General features: G+C 72.8%; 14 protein-coding genes and 4 pseudogenes. 15 read left to right on the forward strand and 3 right to left on the reverse strand.

Annotated elements, in window-relative coordinates; translation table 11 throughout:
* Window positions 1–62 precede the first annotated feature (62 nt).
* The 9 genes and pseudogenes from OJ254_RS19255 (at window position 63) to OJ254_RS19295 (ending at window position 10,851) form a co-directional block, all read left to right on the forward strand.
* Window positions 63–689 (forward strand): NUDIX domain-containing protein, encoded by a 627-nt coding sequence (locus OJ254_RS19255; RefSeq protein ID WP_265363313.1) that lies wholly within the window; start codon window positions 63–65, stop codon window positions 687–689.
* A 163-nt stretch (window positions 690–852) separates the two neighbouring features.
* Window positions 853–2,892 carry an AAA family ATPase gene (locus tag OJ254_RS19260; RefSeq protein ID WP_265363314.1) on the forward strand — a complete coding sequence of 680 codons (2,040 nt, stop codon included), beginning with the start codon at window positions 853–855 and terminating at the stop codon, window positions 2,890–2,892.
* 168 nt (window positions 2,893–3,060) lie between these two features.
* Complete coding sequence (ald, locus tag OJ254_RS19265; protein WP_265365230.1) at window positions 3,061–4,176, forward strand: alanine dehydrogenase; 1,116 nt, start codon at window positions 3,061–3,063, stop codon at window positions 4,174–4,176.
* Between the two features lie 489 nt (window positions 4,177–4,665).
* The gene (locus OJ254_RS19270) at window positions 4,666–5,682 is read left to right on the forward strand and encodes a ParA family protein (protein ID WP_030416497.1); all 1,017 of its coding nucleotides are present in this window, start codon (window positions 4,666–4,668) and stop codon (window positions 5,680–5,682) included.
* A pseudogene (locus tag OJ254_RS19275) lies at window positions 5,679–6,313 on the forward strand (hypothetical protein). Before OJ254_RS19270 ends, OJ254_RS19275 begins: the two are co-directional and overlap by 4 nt.
* Window positions 6,314–6,395: 82 nt before the next feature.
* Window positions 6,396–7,452 (forward strand): annotated as a pseudogene (locus OJ254_RS19280) (segregation and condensation protein A); the annotation flags it as partial.
* Between the two features lie 106 nt (window positions 7,453–7,558).
* Window positions 7,559–8,304, forward strand: a pseudogene (gene scpB / locus OJ254_RS19285) (SMC-Scp complex subunit ScpB).
* Window positions 8,304–9,421: pseudogene (locus OJ254_RS19290) on the forward strand (pseudouridine synthase). Before scpB ends, OJ254_RS19290 begins: the two co-directional pseudogenes overlap by 1 nt.
* Window positions 9,422–9,801: 380 nt before the next feature.
* The gene (locus OJ254_RS19295) at window positions 9,802–10,851 is read left to right on the forward strand and encodes an ADP-ribosylglycohydrolase family protein (RefSeq protein WP_265363315.1); all 1,050 of its coding nucleotides are present in this window, start codon (window positions 9,802–9,804) and stop codon (window positions 10,849–10,851) included.
* Between the two features lie 617 nt (window positions 10,852–11,468).
* Here OJ254_RS19295 and OJ254_RS19300 read toward each other — a convergent pair.
* Window positions 11,469–12,164: a nucleotidyltransferase domain-containing protein gene (locus OJ254_RS19300; protein ID WP_265363316.1), complete on the reverse strand. Its 696-nt coding sequence runs from the start codon at window positions 12,162–12,164 to the stop codon at window positions 11,469–11,471.
* A 205-nt stretch (window positions 12,165–12,369) separates the two neighbouring features.
* Between OJ254_RS19300 and aroH the strand changes: the two genes are divergently transcribed.
* The 6 genes from aroH (at window position 12,370) to OJ254_RS19330 (ending at window position 17,066) form a co-directional block, all read left to right on the forward strand.
* On the forward strand, window positions 12,370–12,732 hold the full coding sequence (aroH, locus tag OJ254_RS19305) for a chorismate mutase (protein ID WP_261952281.1): 363 nt from the start codon (window positions 12,370–12,372) through the stop codon (window positions 12,730–12,732).
* Window positions 12,729–13,814 (forward strand): prephenate dehydrogenase, encoded by a 1,086-nt coding sequence (locus OJ254_RS19310; protein WP_265363317.1) that lies wholly within the window; start codon window positions 12,729–12,731, stop codon window positions 13,812–13,814. Before aroH ends, OJ254_RS19310 begins: the two co-directional genes overlap by 4 nt.
* A 121-nt stretch (window positions 13,815–13,935) precedes the next feature.
* The gene (cmk, locus tag OJ254_RS19315) at window positions 13,936–14,655 is read left to right on the forward strand and encodes a (d)CMP kinase (RefSeq protein ID WP_423835924.1); all 720 of its coding nucleotides are present in this window, start codon (window positions 13,936–13,938) and stop codon (window positions 14,653–14,655) included.
* Between the two features lie 110 nt (window positions 14,656–14,765).
* Complete coding sequence (locus OJ254_RS19320; protein WP_265365231.1) at window positions 14,766–15,353, forward strand: lysophospholipid acyltransferase family protein; 588 nt, start codon at window positions 14,766–14,768, stop codon at window positions 15,351–15,353.
* Between the two features lie 69 nt (window positions 15,354–15,422).
* Window positions 15,423–16,883 carry a ribosome biogenesis GTPase Der gene (gene der, locus OJ254_RS19325; protein ID WP_265363319.1) on the forward strand — a complete coding sequence of 487 codons (1,461 nt, stop codon included), beginning with the start codon at window positions 15,423–15,425 and terminating at the stop codon, window positions 16,881–16,883.
* Between the two features lie 12 nt (window positions 16,884–16,895).
* Complete coding sequence (locus tag OJ254_RS19330; RefSeq protein ID WP_265363320.1) at window positions 16,896–17,066, forward strand: hypothetical protein; 171 nt, start codon at window positions 16,896–16,898, stop codon at window positions 17,064–17,066.
* A gap of 24 nt (window positions 17,067–17,090) precedes the next feature.
* On the opposite strand, the gene OJ254_RS19335 is transcribed toward OJ254_RS19330, so the two are convergent.
* Both OJ254_RS19335 and OJ254_RS19340 read right to left on the reverse strand, forming a co-directional pair.
* Complete coding sequence (locus tag OJ254_RS19335) at window positions 17,091–17,429, reverse strand: hypothetical protein (protein ID WP_265363321.1); 339 nt, start codon at window positions 17,427–17,429, stop codon at window positions 17,091–17,093.
* A 117-nt stretch (window positions 17,430–17,546) separates the two neighbouring features.
* Window positions 17,547–18,353 carry a hypothetical protein gene (locus tag OJ254_RS19340; protein WP_265363322.1) on the reverse strand — a complete coding sequence of 269 codons (807 nt, stop codon included), beginning with the start codon at window positions 18,351–18,353 and terminating at the stop codon, window positions 17,547–17,549.
* Between the last annotated feature and the right edge of the window lie 139 nt (window positions 18,354–18,492).

Consider the following 18,492-nt stretch of genomic DNA (forward strand, 5'->3'; position numbering starts at 1 on the left):
CCTCTTCCCGAGGTCGTGCCCCGGTTTCCGCGTTGGTAAAGGCTCATACAGGAGGACGCGCCATGGCGATCAAGGACACCCCGGAGGAGTGGACGGTCACCGCCTCCACCACGCCGTTCACCGGGAACAAGACCAGCGTCCGCACCGACGAGGTCGTGATGCCGGACGGCGCCAGGGTCACCCGGGACTACCAGGTCCACCCCGGCTCGGTGGCCGTCCTCGCCCTCGACGACGAGGGCCGGGTGCTGGTGCTGAAGCAGTACCGCCACCCCGTGCGCATGAAGCTGTGGGAGATCCCCGCCGGGCTGCTCGACGTCCCCGGGGAGAACCCGCTGCACGCCGCCCAGCGCGAGCTGTACGAGGAGGCGCACGTCAAGGCCGAGGACTGGCGGGTGCTGACCGACGTCTACACCACCCCCGGCGGCTGCGACGAGGCCGTGCGGATCTTCCTCGCCCGGAACCTGTCCGAAGCCGAGGGCGAGCGCTTCGAGGTCGCCGAGGAGGAGGCCGACATGGAGCTGGCACGGGTACCGCAGGACGAGCTGGTGCGCGGCGTGCTCGCCGGTGAGCTGCACAACAACTGCCTGGTCGTGGGCGTGCTGGCGCTCACCGCCGCGCAGCGCGGCGCGGGCCTGGACGCGCTGCGCCCGGCGGACGCGCCCTGGCCGGCCCGCCCGTTCGAGGCCTGACCGCACCCCTGCCGTGGTCCCGCGCCCGACCGGCCCCGATCCGGTCGGGTGACCCAACCGCCCTGCTCCGCAGGGGACGTGACGCCCCGTGAACTACGCTCGTAAGGGTTCCCGTCCGCGCCTGCGGCGGGTGCGTACGCGCAGGTGGACGGGAGCGTGACCGGTGACGGACCAGGCGGTGGGCACAGGGCGGCTCGCGCCGGAGACGGCCGGCTTCACCGGCCGCCGCCGCGAGCTCAAGGCACTGCACGCCGACATCGCCCGGGCCGGCCTGGACACCCTCTCCGGCCGCAAGGGCGCCCGCAGCCGGGTCCTGCTGATCGCCGGCCGCCCCGGCTCGGGACGTACCGCACTCGCCGAGCAACTGCTCGCCGAACTGGCCGGCGGCCACCCCGACGGGGTGCTGCGCGCCACGCTGACCGGACCGGGCGGGGAGCCGGCCGACACTGGCCGCACCGCACGTGAGCTGCTGAGCACCCTCGGTGCGGACGCCCCGCCGGGCGCCGACGCGGACGAGCTGACCGAGCGGCTGCGTGGGGCGCTCGCCGGCCGCCGCGCACTGCTCTTCCTCGACGACGCACCGGGCGCCGACGCCGTCGAACCGCTGCTCCCGGACGCGCCGGACTGCCTGGTCGTGGTCGTCTCCCAGGGGCCGCTGACCGGCATCCCGGACGTTCGCCCGTGCACCCTGGGCGGCCTGGACGGCGCGGCCTGCGTGGACCTCCTGGAGCGGTACGCCGGGCCGACCCGGATCACCGTCGACCCGCGGACCGCCGACAGCGTCGCCGAGGAGTGCGGCGGCCAGCCCGCCGCGCTGATCCTGGCCGGCGCCTGGCTCGCCGCCCGCCCCAAGTTCTCGGTGGCCGATCTGTACCAGGCGCTGCGGGCGGTCCCGGTGCCGCCGGACCTGCCCAGCGGCGCCCGCCCCCTCTTCCGGGCCTTCCGGCTCTCCTACGAGGCGCTCCCGGCGACCGCCGCCCGGATACTGCGGCTGCTCACCCTCGCCCCGGCCGGCCTCGTGGACGCGCACACCGCCTCCGCGCTGGCCGGCTGCTCGATGCCGACGGCCGCCGCCGCACTCACGGACTTCGCCGCGCTCGGCCTGCTGCGTCCGGTCGCGGCGGAGCCCTGCGCCCCGCTCGCCGGCCCCGGGACCGCGGACGCCGCGCTGCACCCGCAGTACCGCGTCCCCGGCTGCCTCGATGCGCTGCTGCGCGAGCTGCTCGCGGAGCACGAGCGGCCGGCCGAGCTCCAGCTGGCCCGCGCCCGCGTGCTGGAGCGGACCGTACGGCTGCTGCAGTCGTGCCGGGCGATGACCGAACCGGCCGGATCCACCGCCCGGCAGAAGGCCGCCGGACTGCCCCGGTCGCTGCGCTTCAGCTCCCGGGCCACCGCGGCGCACTGGCTGCGCAGCCGCCGCCCGGCGCTGCTCGCCGCCGCCGGGGCGGCCGCCGCGGACGGCCAACTCGACACCCTGGACCGGCGGTTGATGGCCGCACTGACCCGCACCCTGCTCGCGCACCAGGGCCCCGAGGCGGCCGCGCCGGACCTCTATACCGTGCACGGGCTCGTGCTGCGGGCCGCCGAGCGGCGCGGGCTGGCGCGCGAGCGGGCCGCCGCGCTGCTGAACCTCGCGGACCTGGACAGCGGCGCGGGACGGACGGCCCAGGCGCTCGGCCGGTACCGGGGTGCGCTGGAGGCCGCCCGGTCGGCGGCGGACCCGGTGGCCACCGTCCGGGCGATGGAGTCCCTGGGCGGTACGTACGCCGAGCTGGGCGACGGCGTGCGGGCCGCCGACTGGTACGGGCGGGCACTGGAGCTGCGGCTGGCGCGCGGCGAGGCGGCGGACGCGGCACGGGTGCACGGGCGGATCGGCGGGGCCCTGATGGCGGTCGGCCGGTGGGGCGAGGCGCTCAAGCAGTGGCGGGCGGCCGCCCGGACGTACCGCAGGCTGGGTGACCTGGCCGGCCAGGCCCGGGCGACGGGGGAGGCGGCGCGGGTCCAGGAGTACGCCGGACGCCCCGAGGAGGCGCTGCGGACCTGTCTGGAGGCCCTGGAACTGGTCCGGAAAACGGACGACGGACGGCTCCAGGCGGCCCTCCAGCTGCGGATCGCGGACACCCTCGAACGGCTCGGGGACCCAAGCGCGGCAGGGCTCCACCGCGCCGCGGGAGAGCGACTCCTGGAAGATCACCCGGAGTGACCTACGAAATCGGTAGTGCCTCTCCCAAGATTTAATGCTTTGCAAGGCTAGACAAGAAGAGCTCCTTCAATAGACTGGCTGGGCCGCGTACGGCGCGGTCAGTTCCGTCATGCATCGCATGAGGGGATAATTCCTCCTGCACCCTCTCTTTCAAGGACCGTGATCGACGTGAAGGTCGGCATCCCCCGCGAGGTCAAGAACAACGAGTTCCGCGTGGCCATCACGCCCGCCGGAGTAAACGAACTCGTCCGCCACGGCCACCAGGTCTTCATTGAGAAGGACGCCGGCCTCGGCTCGTCCATCACCAATGAGGAGTACGTCTCCGCCGGCGCCACCATCCTGGGCACCGCCGACGAGGTCTGGGGCACCGCTGACCTGCTGCTGAAGGTCAAGGAGCCGATCGCGGAGGAGTACCACCGCCTCCGCAAGGACCAGACCCTCTTCACCTACCTGCACCTGGCCGCTTCCCGTGAGTGCACGGACGCCCTCCTGGAGTCCGGCACCACCGCCATCGCCTACGAGACCGTCGAGACGGCCGGCCGCCAGCTGCCGCTGCTCGCCCCGATGTCCGAGGTCGCGGGCCGGATCGCCCCGCAGGTCGGCGCCTACCACCTGATGCGCCAGGCCGGCGGCCGCGGTGTGCTGCCCGGTGGTGTCCCCGGTGTCCACGCGGGCAAGGCCGTCGTCATCGGCGGTGGCGTCTCCGGCTGGAACGCGGTGCAGATCGCCGTGGGCCTCGGTTTCCACGTCACCCTGCTCGACAAGGACATCAACAAGCTCCGCGAGGCCGACAAGATCTTCGGCACCAAGGTGCAGACGATCGTCTCCAACGCCTACGAGCTGGAGAAGGCCGTCGTCGAGGCCGACCTGGTCGTCGGTGCTGTCCTGATCCCGGGCGCCAAGGCCCCCAAGCTCGTCACCAACGAGCTGGTCGCCAAGATGAAGCCGGGCAGTGTCCTTGTCGACATCGCGATCGACCAGGGCGGCTGCTTCGAGGACTCCCGTCCGACCACGCACGCCGAGCCGACCTTCGAGGTGCACAACTCGGTCTTCTACTGCGTCGCCAACATGCCCGGCGCGGTGCCGAACACCTCCACCCACGCGCTCACCAACGCCACGCTGCCCTACATCGTGGAGCTGGCGAACCGCGGCTGGGTCGAGGCGCTGCGCCGTGACCCGGCGCTGGCCAAGGGCCTGAACACCCACGACGGCAAGGTCGTTTACGGCCCGGTCGCCGAGGCCCACGGTCTCGAGTGCACCGAACTGCGCACCCTCCTCGGCTGAGACGTCAACGAAGCGCGTCAACGCTGAGCATCCGGCCGGGCCTTGTCGACAGGGCCCGGCCGGTGGCGTGTGTGACGCACGGTGCGCGCCGTTCCGGAACGTCGTCTCTCAACTCGCCGTGAACGTAACCCTTTAACCGATTCGCGCACCCCCGAAACATCGGTCCGATCCCGCTTGCGCCCTTGACATCGAGGGGTCCGGTTACCGACACATCGTGCCGGGTCCGGTGGATTGTGTTGCTGCGGACGCCCGACACGCCATAGAGTCGCCAACCGTCGGCATGGTGCCACGCTGACCTATCGATAAAGTTTCCTGGTCACGTCCAAGGAGGTAAGACGACTTGTGAATGAGTCGACATTTACTCCCGGAGGTGGTCAACCAGGAGCGGTTGCACGGGGCCAGGGTCCCTCGGGGTTCGAGGCTGTCGGCTCCGTTGCGGTCCACACCTTCGCAGCCCATCAGAGCATTTCCACGACAGCCCACCAGAGCATGGACGGCCATCACGTGAACGCCATGGCCGGCGACCGGGGCAGTGGAGAACCCGCCCGTTTCGCCGACTACGACGACCTGCCCGAGGGGCACTTCTACGATCCGGACGCGGAGTACGAGCCGGACCCCGAATACGCCGCGACGCTCGCGCCGGACGCCGCGCGCCAGCGCCGCGAACGCGTCGGCCCGACCGGACGCCCGCTCCCTTACTTCCCCATCCCGGGACCGCTGTCGGACCACGGCCCGGCCAAGATCATCGCGATGTGCAACCAGAAGGGCGGGGTCGGCAAGACCACCTCGACCATCAACCTGGGCGCCGCACTCGCCGAATACGGACGACGGGTGCTGCTCGTCGACTTCGACCCCCAGGGCGCCCTGTCGGTCGGCCTCGGCGTCAACCCGATGGAACTCGACCTGACGGTCTACAACCTGCTCATGGAGCGGGGCATGTCGGCCGACGAGGTGCTGCTGAAGACCGCGGTCCCCAACATGGACCTGCTCCCCAGCAATATCGATTTGTCAGCGGCAGAAGTGCAGTTGGTCAGCGAGGTCGCCCGTGAGTCGACCCTGCAGCGCGCCCTGAAGCCGCTGCTGGCCGACTACGACTACATCGTCATCGACTGCCAGCCCTCGCTCGGCCTGCTCACCGTCAACGCCCTGACGGCGGCTCACAAGGTCATCGTGCCGCTGGAGTGCGAGTTCTTCGCGCTGCGCGGTGTCGCGCTGCTCACCGAGACCATCGAGAAGGTCCAGGAGCGGCTCAACCCGGAGCTGGAGCTCGACGGCATCCTGGCGACGATGTACGACTCCCGCACCGTGCACAGCCGCGAGGTCCTCGCGCGCGTCGTCGAGGCCTTCGACGACCACGTCTACCACACCGTCATCGGCCGTACGGTCCGCTTCCCCGAGACCACCGTCGCGGGCGAGCCGATCACCACGTACGCCTCCAACTCCGTCGGTGCCGCCGCCTATCGCCAGCTCGCCAGGGAGGTGCTCGCCCGGTGTCACGCCGAGTGAGTCTGCCGGGAGCCGACGAACTGTTCCGCACCACCGGGGGAGTGGCGCTCCAGCCCTCCACCCCCCGCCGTACGCCGGGCGGTTCGGCGGCCGCGGCCAACGGCGAGGCACCTCGGGTGCCCGCGCCGGCCGGCGAGCCCGACCCGGCCGCGGAGGGCCCGGAGGCGGCCTCCGCACGCCGGCGGCGCACGGAGAACGACGGTACCGACGCACCGGCCACGGCCAGTGACGGCGGCCCGGCCACCCCGCCCCCGGTGCCCCCGGTCGTCCCCGCGGCCGAGCACAGCGGGCGCGAGGCGGACGGCGCCGCGTCCCACCGCACCCGCGCCTCCCGGCAGGGCGCTCCCGAGGCCGGCGCGGCCGCCACCGCACCGGCCGGCGGCCGGCGCCGGGCACACGGGGCGCCAACCGCCGCCCCAGCGGCCGGGAACGGCACGACGAGAAGATCACCGTCTATGTCTCCGCCGAGGAGCTCATGGACCTCGAACACGCGCGGCTGGTGCTGCGCGGCGAGCACGGCCTCGCCGTGGACCGCGGCCGGATCGTCCGCGAGGCGGTCGCCGTGGTCCTCGCCGACCTGGAGTCGCGCGGCGACGCCAGCATCCTGGTACGGCGGCTGCGCGGCCGCTGAGGACCACCGGCTCCGCCGCGCGGCGCGTCCGCCGCGGTGCTGAAACGTCACATCGCACGCCGCGGGATAGCCTGCCACCGCGATGCCGAACCATGACGAAACCCCCGCCCCCCGCGCCCGCCGACGACTCGGGCGCGGCCGGGCGCGGAGCCGGCGCCCGCGGCGCCGGTGGGGTCCCCCGGCGGCGGGACTCCCGTGGAGGCGGCCGAGAAGACCGCGGAGGCGCCCGAAGAGGCGGCTGAGGAGACCCCCGGACCGACCTCCCTGGATGCCGAGGCCGAGTTCGGCGTCGAGCCCGGGGCGGGGACCGGGCCGATCACGAGGCCGGTGGGGAGGCGGGTGGCGGGCCCGGCAGTGAGACCGGCGGTGACGGGAAGTTCACGCTCCGGCTCGACAACTTCGAGGGGCCCTTCGACCTCCTGCTCCAGCTGATCTCCAAGCACAAGCTGGACGTCACCGAGGTCGCGCTGTCCAAGGTGACCGATGAATTCATGGCGCACATCCGGGCCATGGGGCCGGACTGGGACCTCGACCAGACCACCGAGTTCCTGGTCGTCGCGGCCACCCTGCTCGATCTGAAGGCGGCCCGGCTGCTGCCCGCCGCCGAGGTGGAGGACGAGGCGGACCTCGCGCTCCTGGAGGCCCGCGATCTGCTCTTCGCCCGGCTGCTGCAGTACCGCGCGTACAAACGGATCGCCGACATCTTCAGCGACCGGCTGGCCGTCGAGGCGCGGCGCTACCCGCGCACGGTCGGGCTGGAACCGCAGCACGCGGAGCTGCTCCCCGAGGTCGTGATCAGCATCGGCGCCGAGGGCTTCGCCAAGCTCGCGGTGAAGGCGATGCAGCCCAAGGCCAGGCCACAGGTCTACGTCGACCACATCCACGCGCCCCTGGTGAGCGTGCGGGAGCAGGCCGAGGTGCTGCTGGGGCGACTGCGGGAGGCGGCGAGACCAGCTTCCAGCAGCTGGTCGCGGACGCCCCGGACACCCTCACGGTCGTCGCGCGCTTCCTGGCCCTTCTGGAGCTCTACCGCGAGCGGGGTGGCATTGGACCAGGAGGAGGCGCTCGGGGCGCTCACGGTGCGCTGGACGGGCGCAGAGGGGGCCGTACCGGTCGTCACCGACGAGTTCGACCAGGAACCCGGCCGGCAAGCACCGGCCGGCAGGAACCGGGCCGGCAGGAACCGGGCCGGCAAGAGGAACAAGAGGAACCGGGGCGGGCCGGGCGAGCGGAAGAGGAGCAGGCATGAGCGGCGCGGCCGACGACGGCGCGTACGACGTCGAGGCGTATGACGTCGAGACGTATGACGTCGAGACGTACGACGTCACGGAGGCCGGGGCGGACGACGGGCGGCCGGCGGAGCGTCCGGGACCGCCGGCCGGGGCGCTGGGCGTCGCCGAGCTGGAGCTCAAGCCGGCACTGGAGGCCGTCCTCATGGTCGTCGACGAGCCGGCGACCGAGGAACACCTGGCCAGGGTCCTGCAGCGGCCCCGCCGCGCGGTCGCGCTGGCGCTGCGCGAGCTGTCCGACGACTACGCCCGCGAGGGCCGCGGATTCGACCTCCGGCTGGTCGCCGGCGGCTGGCGGTTCTACTCCCGGGCCGAGTACGCCGACGCCGTGGAGAGCTTCGTCCTGGACGGCCAGCAGGCCCGGCTCACCCAGGCCGCATTGGAGACTCTGGCCGTAGTCGCGTACCGTCAGCCGGTCAGCCGTTCCCGCGTCTCGGCCGTGCGCGGTGTGAACTGTGACGGCGTGATGCGCACGCTCCTCCAGCGCGGCCTGGTGGAGGAGGCGGGGACGGAACCTGAAACAGGTGCGATCCTGTACAGGACGACGAACTACTTTTTGGAGCGGATGGGCCTGCGCGGCCTGGACGAGCTCCCTGAGCTCGCACCGTTCCTTCCGGAGGCGGACGCGGTCGAGGGCGACTCCGCGGAAGGTATCCGTCGTTCGACGTAGACGACAGCGGCGACTCTCAGACGGATCATTGATGCGAAGCAGCGGCAGGAACAACAGGGACAGCGGACGCGGCAACTACCGCGGCGCGGGCAACAAGAAGGACGAGAAGCAGCAGCGCGCCGGCCGCCCCCGTCCCGAGGAGCGCCGCTACGACGTGGGCGGATCCGGGAGCGCGGGCGGCGCCAAGGACGAACGCGGCGGCCCCAAGGCGGGCGGCAGCCGGGGTGCGGCGGCCCGGGGCGGCGCCAAGGGCGGCCCGCGCACCGGCGCGGCCTCCAAGGCGGGACGCCCCGGCGGCAAGGGCGGCCCCAGCGCGGCCGCGGCCAGGCACCCGCGCGGCCGCGGGAGTACGACGCCCAGGTCGAGGAGCGCAACCGCGCCCGGCACGACAAGCCGCAGATCAAGACCCCCAAGACGTTCGGCGATCAGGAGGGCGAGCGGCTCCAGAAGGTGCTGGCCCGGGCCGGCATGGGCTCGCGACGGGCCTGCGAGGAGCTGATCGACCAGGCGCGGGTCGAGGTCAACGGCAAGATCGTCATGGAGCAGGGCGTCCGGGTCGACCCGGAGAAGGACGAGATCAAGGTCGACGGCCTGACGGTCGCGACCCAGTCGTACCTCTTCTTCGCGCTCAACAAGCCGGCCGGTGTCGTCTCCACGATGGAGGACCCGGACGGCCGCCAGTGCCTGGGCGACTACGTCACCAACCGCGAGACGCGGCTGTTCCACGTCGGCCGGCTGGACACCGAGACCGAGGGCATCATCCTGCTCACCAACCACGGTGAGCTGGCGCACCGCCTGACGCACCCGCGCTACGGCGTCAAGAAGACCTACCTGGCCGCCATCCAGGGCCCGCTTCCGCGTGACCTCGGCAAGCAGCTCAAGGACGGCATCCAGCTGGAGGACGGCTACGCCCGCGCCGACCACTTCCGGGTCGTCCAGCAGACCGGCAAGAACTACCTCGTCGAGGTGACCCTCCACGAGGGCCGCAAGCACATCGTCCGCCGCATGCTGGCCGAGGCCGGCTTCCCGGTCGACAAGCTGGTGCGTACGGCCTTCGGCCCGATCTCCCTGGGCGACCAGAAGTCGGGCTGGCTGCGCCGCATGACCAACACGGAGGTCGGCATGCTGATGCGCGAGGTCGAGCTCTAGGCCCCCGACGGCCTGCCCGGGCCGGCCCTTGAGGCAGGTCCCGGGGCCAGTGCCCGGGCGACTTCCCGGCGGGCGCCCGGATTCCCGGGCCCGTCCCGCACGTGCGCCGGAACCTCACCACCTGACCCGCCCACCCCCCGAAGGGGGGTGGGCGGCGGGGAAAAAGAGGCAGCGAGCACCGAAGCGACCCCATACGCGCGGAAGCGACCCCACCGGCACCGAAGCGGCCCCACCCCGCGCGGAAGCGGCCCTGCCCCGCGCGGAAGCGACCCCGCCACACGCGGAAGCGGTCCCACCAGGCACGCCCGGGCCCCCAACTCGCTTGCGGTGCCGACCCATCACCCCTTAACGTCACCGTGACGATTAAGGGGTGGTTTTTCATGGGGAACACGAACTCCACGGACGCGACGTCGCGCACGGGCACGGGCACGAGTGCGGCGACCGGCGCGCTGGTCGGCCTCGCGCTCGGCGATGCGCTGGGCTTTCCGACCGAGTTCAACGACGTACCGGCGATCGAGGCCAAGTGCGGCCCCTGGCGGCAGATGGCACTGCCCGACCCCGCCTTCGTCACCGACGACACCCAGATGACGCTGGCGCTGGCGCGCGGCCTACGGGCGGCCATGGACGCCGGTGAGCTGACGCCGGCGCGGCTCGTCGGCCCGGTGCGTACGGAGTACGTCGCCTGGTGGCGCTCGCCCGACAACAACCGTGCCCCCGGCAACACCTGTCTGCGCGCCTGTCAGCTGCTCAGCGACGAGGACCGCCACTGGGCCGAGGCGAGTCAGATCGGTTCCAAGGGGTGCGGCGCGGCCATGCGGGTCGCGCCCATCGGGCTCGCTCCGGGGCTGAGCCCGCAGCAGCGTTCCGGCGCCGCCCAGCTCCAGTCCGCGCTGACCCACGGCCATCCGACCGCACTCGCCGCGAGCGACCTCACCGCGTACGCCGTGCGCGTCCTCGCCGACGGCGCGGCCCCCGCCGACCTGCCCGCCCTGCTCCGTACGTACGCGCACGACCAGCGGACCGTCTACCGGGAGGACTGGCTCGGGGACCTGTGGCAGCGCGGCCAGGACGCCTCCGCGGCCGCGTTCATCTCCCGTGGCTGGGACGACTGCCTCGGCGTCCTGGACCGACTGGACGCGGCGCTCGCCGCCCCGGACCGGGAGACCGACCCCTGCCTGGCCACCGGCGCCGGCTGGATCGCCGAGGAGGCGCTGGCCACCGGCCTGCTCTGCTTCCTGCTCTTCCCCACCGAACCGCTCACCGCCCTGCGCCGGGCCGCCTGCACCTCCGGCGACTCCGACTCGATCGCCTGCCTCACCGGCGCGTTCGCCGGCGCCCACCTGGGCGCCGACGCCTGGCCCGCGGAGTGGACCACCCGCATCGAATACCGCAGCGAGCTCCTGACCCTCGGCGAGGGGTGGGATTTCTAGCCCACGTACTCGGCTGCAGCGCCGTGGCGGTACCTCGCCGTTGTGCGCTTTGCGGTGCCCCGCACGTACCCGTCTGTCCCGCCGCGGGGCTTGTTCGCCGTTGCGCTTTGCGGCGCCCCGCATGTACCTCGCCGTCCCGCCGCGGGTCGTCTCGCCGTTGCGCCTGGCGGCGGGCGTTTGTGTTTTGGGTGCGGTGCCGGCCCTCCAGACTTCGTCCTCCGGTCCAGCCCCTCCCGTAGGTGGGAGTTCTTAGCTGGTTGGGGGCGAGCCTGGTCTGTTGCCTGCGGGCACGTGGACGTCACGTGCACCCCCACCGGCCCCAACTTTCCCCCTCACGGGAGGGGACGGGCCGGAGGGGCCGGTTGTGTGGACGTAAAGCGTCAGCAGTCCACACAACCGGTCCCGGAGGTCCGTCACCGCACCCAACAACACCTAGCCCGCCGCAGGCGCAACGGCGAACAACACCCGCGGCGCCGCAGACAGGCACGTGCGGGGCGCCGCAAAGCACGCAACGGCGAACAACACCCGCGGCGCCGCAGACAGGCACGTGCGGGGCGCCGCAAAGCACGCAACGGCGAACAACACCCGCGGCGGGACAGCCAAGTACGTGGGAAGGCTCAACCAATCGCAGAGGAACGCCGAGCCCGGAACAAGAAATCAGCCACCCGGGCCCGGTCCGGTTCGGGGGGCAAGGGGGAACCGGACACCGCCGCATCGGCCTCCCCGGCCAGGCGGGCCATCCGCCGTTCGACCGCCTCCCAGGTCACCTCGCCCCGCCGGACCGCCAGCAGTTCGGCGCGGTCGTCGCCGACGTCCAGCGTCAGCGCGCCCGTACGCAGCAGATCGCGGGCGCTCGCCAGCAGGCGCAGCAGATGCATGGCGTGCTTCCAGCGGGGCGCCCCGTGCCGTCGGAGATCGGCCCGCAGCTGTTTGAGCTGCCCGGTGGCGTAGCCCGTGAACGTGCGGTGGACCTGGCGGGAGAGGAACGCCGCGCGCAGCGACAGCAGCTCGCGGCCGGTGGCGTCGATGCGCTCCACGAAGGGGGAGTGCAGACACTCCAGGGCGGTGGGGTTGGCCCGCAGCGCAAGCTGGCAGAAGCGTTCCAGCTCCCAGGAGAACTCCTCCTCGCGCGGCCCCTCCACATGGGTCGGCGGCTTCTCGAAGCCCCAGAAGAGGCGGGTGGGCGCGAGGTACACCCCGCGCCGGTCGGTGTCACTGCTCTCCGTCGCCAGCCCGAAGGCCCGCGAGCCCATCACACAGGCGTAGACGGTGTGCTCGGTGACCAGAGCGTGGTCTGCGGCGGCTGCGGACATGGCGGCGATTGTCGCTGGTGGGAGGGGTAATGTCATCAGGTTTGCGGCGGACGGCCGGGACCGGTCCGGTGCGTTCCGGCCGGGGCCGGGGCGGAGCCGGCCGGGCGGGCGGCCGTCGCGTACGGAATGTCGGTGCGGCTGGTTACGCTGAGCAGTGAAGCGCACGGATGTGTGGCGCGGCTCGAGGACGCAGGGGAGCAGTGACGTGGCGGTACGAGCGGTCCGGGGGGCCGTCCAGCTGGAGCGGGACGACGCGGAGCACATGCAGGAGCAGGTCGGTGAGCTGCTCACCGCCATCCTGGAGCGCAACGGACTGCTCGCCGACGACCTGATCAGCGTGTGGTTCACGGCCACCCCGGATCTGCACAGCGACTTCCCGGCCGCCGCCGCCCGCGCCCTCGGCATCACGGACGTCCCGCTGATCTGCGCCCAGGAACTGGACGTCGACGGCGCCATGGAGCGCGTGGTGCGGGTGCTCGCCCATGTGGAGACCGAGCTGTCGAAGACCGGGATCGCCCATGTCTACCTGGGCGCCGCCGGGGCGCTGCGAAAGGACATCGCGCAGTGAGGACCGCACTCGTCATCGGAACCGGCCTGATCGGCACCTCGGCCGCGCTCGCCCTCGGCGCGCGCGGCGTGCAGGTCTATCTGGAGGACCACGACCAGGCCCAGGCCCTGACCGCCGCCGCGCTCGGCGCGGGCACCGCCGAGCAGCCCACGGGGCCGGTCGATCTGGCCGTGGTGGCCGTGCCGCCGGCCCATGTCGCGGCGGCGCTCGCCGATGCCATCCGGCGCGGGGTGGCCCGCGGGTACATCGACGTGGCCAGCGTCAAGGGCGGCCCGCGCCGTGAGCTGGAGGCGATGGGCTGCGATCTGAGCGCCTACCTGGGCACGCACCCGATGGCCGGCAAGGAGCGCTCCGGTCCGCTGGCCGCCACCGCCGACCTCTTCGAGGGCCGCCCCTGGGTGCTCACCCCGGCCCCCGGCGGCGACACCGAGGTGCTCAACCTCGCCCTGGAGCTGGTCGCGCTCTGCCGGGCCGTCCCGGTCGTGATGGACGCGGACGCCCACGACCGCGCCGTCGCCCTGGTCTCGCACACCCCCCAGCTGCTCTCCAGCCTGGTCGCCGCCCGCCTCAAGGGCGCCGACGAGACCGCCGTCCGGCTCTGCGGCCAGGGCATCCGGGACGTGACCCGGATCGCGGCCTCCGACCCGGCGATGTGGATCGACATCCTCTCCGCCAACCCCGGTCCGGTCGCGGACGTGCTCGCCGAGATCGCCACCGACCTGGACGAGACCGTCCGGTCCCTGCGCGCCCTGGAGTCCGCCGACGAGGAGAAGCGCGGCGGCGGCGCCACCGGCATCGAGGACGTCCTGCGGCGCGGCAACGCCGGCCGCGAGCGGGTCCCCGGCAAGCACGGCGCCGCCCCTGCCGCGTACGAGATCGTCGCCGTGTACATCGGCGACCAGCCCGGCGAGCTGGCCCGGATCTTCGCCGACGCCGGCCGCGTCGGGGTCAACATCGAGGACGTTCGCATCGAGCACGCCACCGGACAGCAGGCCGGTTTCATCCAGCTGATGGTCGAGCCGAAGGCGGTCCCGGTGCTGACCGCGGAGCTGCGGGAGCGGGGCTGGTCCATCCGGCAGTGACGTCCCGGTCCCGCCCGGCCGGGACGCGGTGGACGGCGCCGTCCGGGTGAGCCAGTAACCTTGGGCGAGGCCCTCATGGCCCTTGGACCCCGCCCCGTGTACCAGAAAGGTGTTCGTCACCGTGGAAACCGCCGCCCGGACCGCCCCGGCTGCAGTGATTGTCGCCATCGACGGCCCCGCAGGCACGGGCAAGTCCAGCACGTCCAAGTCCGTCGCCGCCAAGCTGGGCCTCGGCTACCTCGACACCGGCGCCCAGTACCGCGCGATCACGTGGTGGATGCTGAACAACGGCATCGATGTGAATGACGCCACGGCGGTGGCCGACGCCGCCGCCAAGCCCGTGATCGTCTCCGGCACGGACCCGTCCGCCCCGACCATCACGGTCGACGGCCTGGACGCCGCGGGCCCGATCCGCACCCAGGAGGTCACCGCCGCGGTCAGCGCCGTCAGCGCGGTCCCCGAGGTGCGGTCCCTGATCACCGACCTGCAGCGCTCCATCGCCGCCGAGGCCCCGAACGGCATCGTCGTCGAGGGCCGGGACATCGGCAGCACGGTCCTGCCCGACGCCGACCTCAAGGTCTTCCTCACCGCCTCGCCCGAGGCGCGGGCGGCCCGCCGCAGCGGCGAGCTCAAGGGCAAGGAGGCCGCGGACCTGGCGGCCACCCGCGAGGCGCTGATCAAGCGGGACACCGCCGACTCCTCCCGCAAGACCTCGCCGCTGGCCAAGGCGGACGACGCGGTCGAGGTGGACACCACCGAGCTCACCCTCGACCAGGTCATCGAGTGCGTGGTCACCCTCATCGAGGGTGCCAGCGCCGAAAAGGCGGGACTCGCCCGGTGACCGACACGGGGGCACCGAGCGTCACCGGCGCCGGGGCCGGGGCCGGGCAGGCGTCCGGAGCCCCGAGCGCCTCCGGTGCCGCGGTCGGCCGGCGGATCGGCATCGGCCTGATGTACGGCCTGTGGCGGCCGCGGGTGCTGGGTGCCTGGCGGGTGCCGTCCACCGGCCCGGTGATCCTCGCCGTCAACCACTCGCACGGCATCGACGGCCCGATGCTGATGGGCACCGCGCCGCGGCCGGTGCACTTCCTGATCAAGAAGGAAGCCTTCGTCGGCCCGCTGGACCCGTTCCTGCGGGGCATCGGGCAGCTGAAGGTGGACCGCAGCGCCGCCGACCGCAAGGCGATCACCGACGCGCTCGCGGTGCTGGCGCACGGCGGGGTGCTGGGGATCTTCCCGGAGGGCACCCGCGGCGCGGGCGACTTCGCGTCCCTGCGGGCGGGCCTGGCGTACTTCGCGGTGCGCTCCGGCGCCCCCGTCGTGCCGGTGGCGGTCCTCGGCGGCGGGGACCGCCGCAGCCGGCTCACCCCGGCCGTGCCGCCGCTGCGCAGCCGCGTCGACGTCGTCTTCGGCGACGCCTTCGAGGCGGGCGACGGCAGTGGCCGGCGCACCCGTAAGGCGCTCGACGAGGCGACCGTACGGATCCAGGAGCGGCTGACCGCCCACCTGGCAGCGGCCAGGCGCCTGACCGGGCGCTGACCGAAACTTGAGTAGTGGGCCGCGGACGAGCGGCCCACCGATCACGATGATGAACGAGGAACGGACTTCATGAACGACCAGATCCCCACCGGCGACGAGCACGGTGCGCTTGGCGACGCCGAGTACGCGGAGTTCATGGAGCTCGCCGCGCAGGAGGGCTTCGACCTCGAGGAGGTCGAGGGCGACATCGCCGCGGCCGGCCACGGCCCGCTGCCCGTCCTCGCCGTCATCGGCCGACCCAACGTCGGTAAGTCGACACTGGTGAACCGCATCATCGGCCGTCGCGAGGCGGTCGTCGAGGACAAGCCGGGTGTCACCCGCGACCGGGTCACCTACGAGGCGGACTGGAACGGCCGCCGCTTCAAGGTCGTCGACACCGGCGGCTGGGAGCAGGACGTTCTCGGCATCGACGCGTCCGTGGCGATGCAGGCCGAGTTCGCCATCGAGGCCGCCGACGCGGTGGTCTTCGTCGTCGACGCCAAGGTGGGCGCGACCGACACCGACGAGGCCGTCGTCAAGCTGCTGCGCCGGGCCGGCAAGCCGGTCGTGCTGGTCGCCAACAAGGTCGACGGCCCGTCCGGCGAGGCCGACGCGGCCATGCTGTGGTCGCTGGGCCTCGGCGAGCCGCACCCGGTCTCCGCGCTGCACGGCCGGGGCACCGGCGACATGCTCGACGCGGCGCTGGAGGCGCTGCCCGAGGCGCCCGCGCAGACCTTCGGCCAGGCCGTCGGCGGGCCGCGCCGGGTCGCGCTGATCGGCCGTCCGAACGTCGGCAAGTCCTCGCTGCTGAACAAGGTCGCCGGCGAGGAGCGGGTGGTCGTCAACGAACTGGCCGGCACCACCCGCGACCCGGTCGACGAGCTGATCCAACTCGGCGGCAAGACCTGGAAGTTCGTGGACACCGCCGGTATCCGCCGCCGGGTGCACCTCCAGGAGGGCGCGGACTACTACGCCTCGCTGCGCACCGCGGCGGCCGTGGAGAAGGCCGAGGTCGCGGTCGTCCTGATCGACGCGGGGGAGTCCATCAGCGTCCAGGACCAGCGGATCATCACGATGGCGGTGGAGGCCGGCCGGGCCCTGGTCATCGCCTACAACAAGTGGGACAACCTCGACGAGGAGCGCCGCTTCTACCTGGAGCGGGAGATCGAGCGGGACCTCGTCCAGGTCCCGTGGGCGATGCGGGTGAACGTCTCCGCGCGCACCGGCCGCCACATGGAGAAGCTCGTCCCGGCCATCGAGACCGCGCTCGCCGGCTGGGAGACCCGCATCCCCACCGGCCGGCTGAACGCCTTCCTCGGTGAGATCGTCGCCTCCCACCCGCACCCGATCCGCGGTGGCAAGCAGCCCCGCATCCTCTTCGGCACCCAGGCCGGCACCAAGCCGCCCCGCTTCGTCCTCTTCGCCTCCGGCTTCCTCGAGGCCGGCTACCGCCGCTTCATCGAGCGCCGCCTGCGCGAGGAGTTCGGTTTCGAGGGCACGCCGATCCACATTTCGGTGCGGGTGCGGGAGAAGCGCGGCAAGAAGAAGTAGCGGCTGCTGCGGGTGCCCCGTGGGGAGGTGTGGCTCCGGCTGCGTGGGGGCGGCTGGGGGTTCGGGGGTTATCCCCCGGAGTGGTGCAGTATCGAGCGCCGCCTGCGCGAGGAGTTCGGTTTCGAGGGCACGCCGATCCACATTTCGGTGCGGGTGCGGGAGAAGCGCGGCAAGAAGAAGTAGCGGCTGCTGCGGGTGCCCCGGGCCTCAGGGGTGGCGGGGGTGGGCGTCCCGGGGGCTCGGGGGGAGGGCCGGAAGGTGGCTGTGGGGGTGGTACGGCTGGCGGCCGACGACCTCCCAGTGGCCCGAGGACGCCGTCGTACGGCCCCAATTCCCGGTGCGCAGCACTTCCGAGGTCTCCGGCTCGTCCGTGCGGTCCCCGGGCAGGGCCCGGAAGGAGCGGCGGTACTCGGCGTACAACGCGTCGTAGATCGGCGTGGCGGAACCACGGTCGGTCGGGTGCGTCGTCCCGTGTTCGTGCGACGGGCGCATGCCGGGGATCGGGTGGGTGTACGGGGCGCGGGAGGAGGGGTCGTATGCGTGCACGTATGTGCCAACGACCCCGATGGCCGCGGGATGCGGCCTGCGCGCGGAAATGGCTGATCGCGGCGGCAGGACCGGCCGAATCGACGGTCCTGCCCCCGCGATCGGGTGCCGGGTAGGTCAGGTGCCGGCCAGCGGCATGGCCGCGGCGACCAGTTTGCCCTGCGCGGCGGCCTGCTCCAGCGCCTGCCGCATGAGGTCCTCGCGCGGCTGGTGGCCGATGGTGCCGGCGGGCGCGGCGTACATCAGCACGGTCTGGGCCTTGTTGGCCGCGGTGCGCCAGCCGTCCGACACGGCCAGCGGCTGGTGGGCCTGCCACCAGGCGGCCTGGCTGCCGCCGCTGCCCGGCTGCAGCACGGCGTGCAGCTTGCCCATCGCCAGCAGGGCCGACCAGCCCGGGATCACGGCGGGGAGCCTGTTCATGTCCGAGACCGGCTGGAAGCCCTGCTCCAGGAGCAGCGGCAGGAAGTCGTCGTTCAGGCTGACCGAGCCGGGACGGGCGATCGGGCCGTCCGGTTCGACGACCAGGGCCGGGCGCAGATCGTCCTCGACGAGCACCAGACCGCAGGTGATCCCGAGGGTGGCCTGGCGTTCACTCGCGGGGATCGGAGCGGACGCCGCGGCCTCCCCTCCGGAACCGGAGGCGGCGTCCGCCCCGGTGATGGAGCGCACGGCTCCCTGGAGCTGCTCCTCCGACACCGGGACGACCTGCGAGGGGATGCAGGTGGCGTGGGCGAACGCGAGCACCGCGGTCTCCTCGCCCACGAACAGGACGGTGCTGGTGCGCTCCTGCTCGCTGTCCCCGGGGGTCCGGCAGGAGGTGCAGTCGTAGCTGCCGGGGGCGTCGCCACCGGCCAGCAGGCGGTCGGCTTCTTCGTCGCCGATCTCGGCGCGAACGTCGTCGCTGACGTCGAGCATGCGCGGCACGGGTGGCTCCTCGATCTCTGTGCGTCTGCCGGGCGGTCTCCCGGCTCGTACAAGGACAACGGGCGACCTGCGGCAGGGGTCACGCGACGACGGGAACAGAATCGAACCATTCACCGCACACAGGAGAACTGCGGAAAGT

The sequence above is a fragment of the Streptomyces endophytica genome, from assembly GCF_026153355.1.
GTDB lineage: Bacteria > Actinomycetota > Actinomycetes > Streptomycetales > Streptomycetaceae > Streptomyces > Streptomyces endophytica.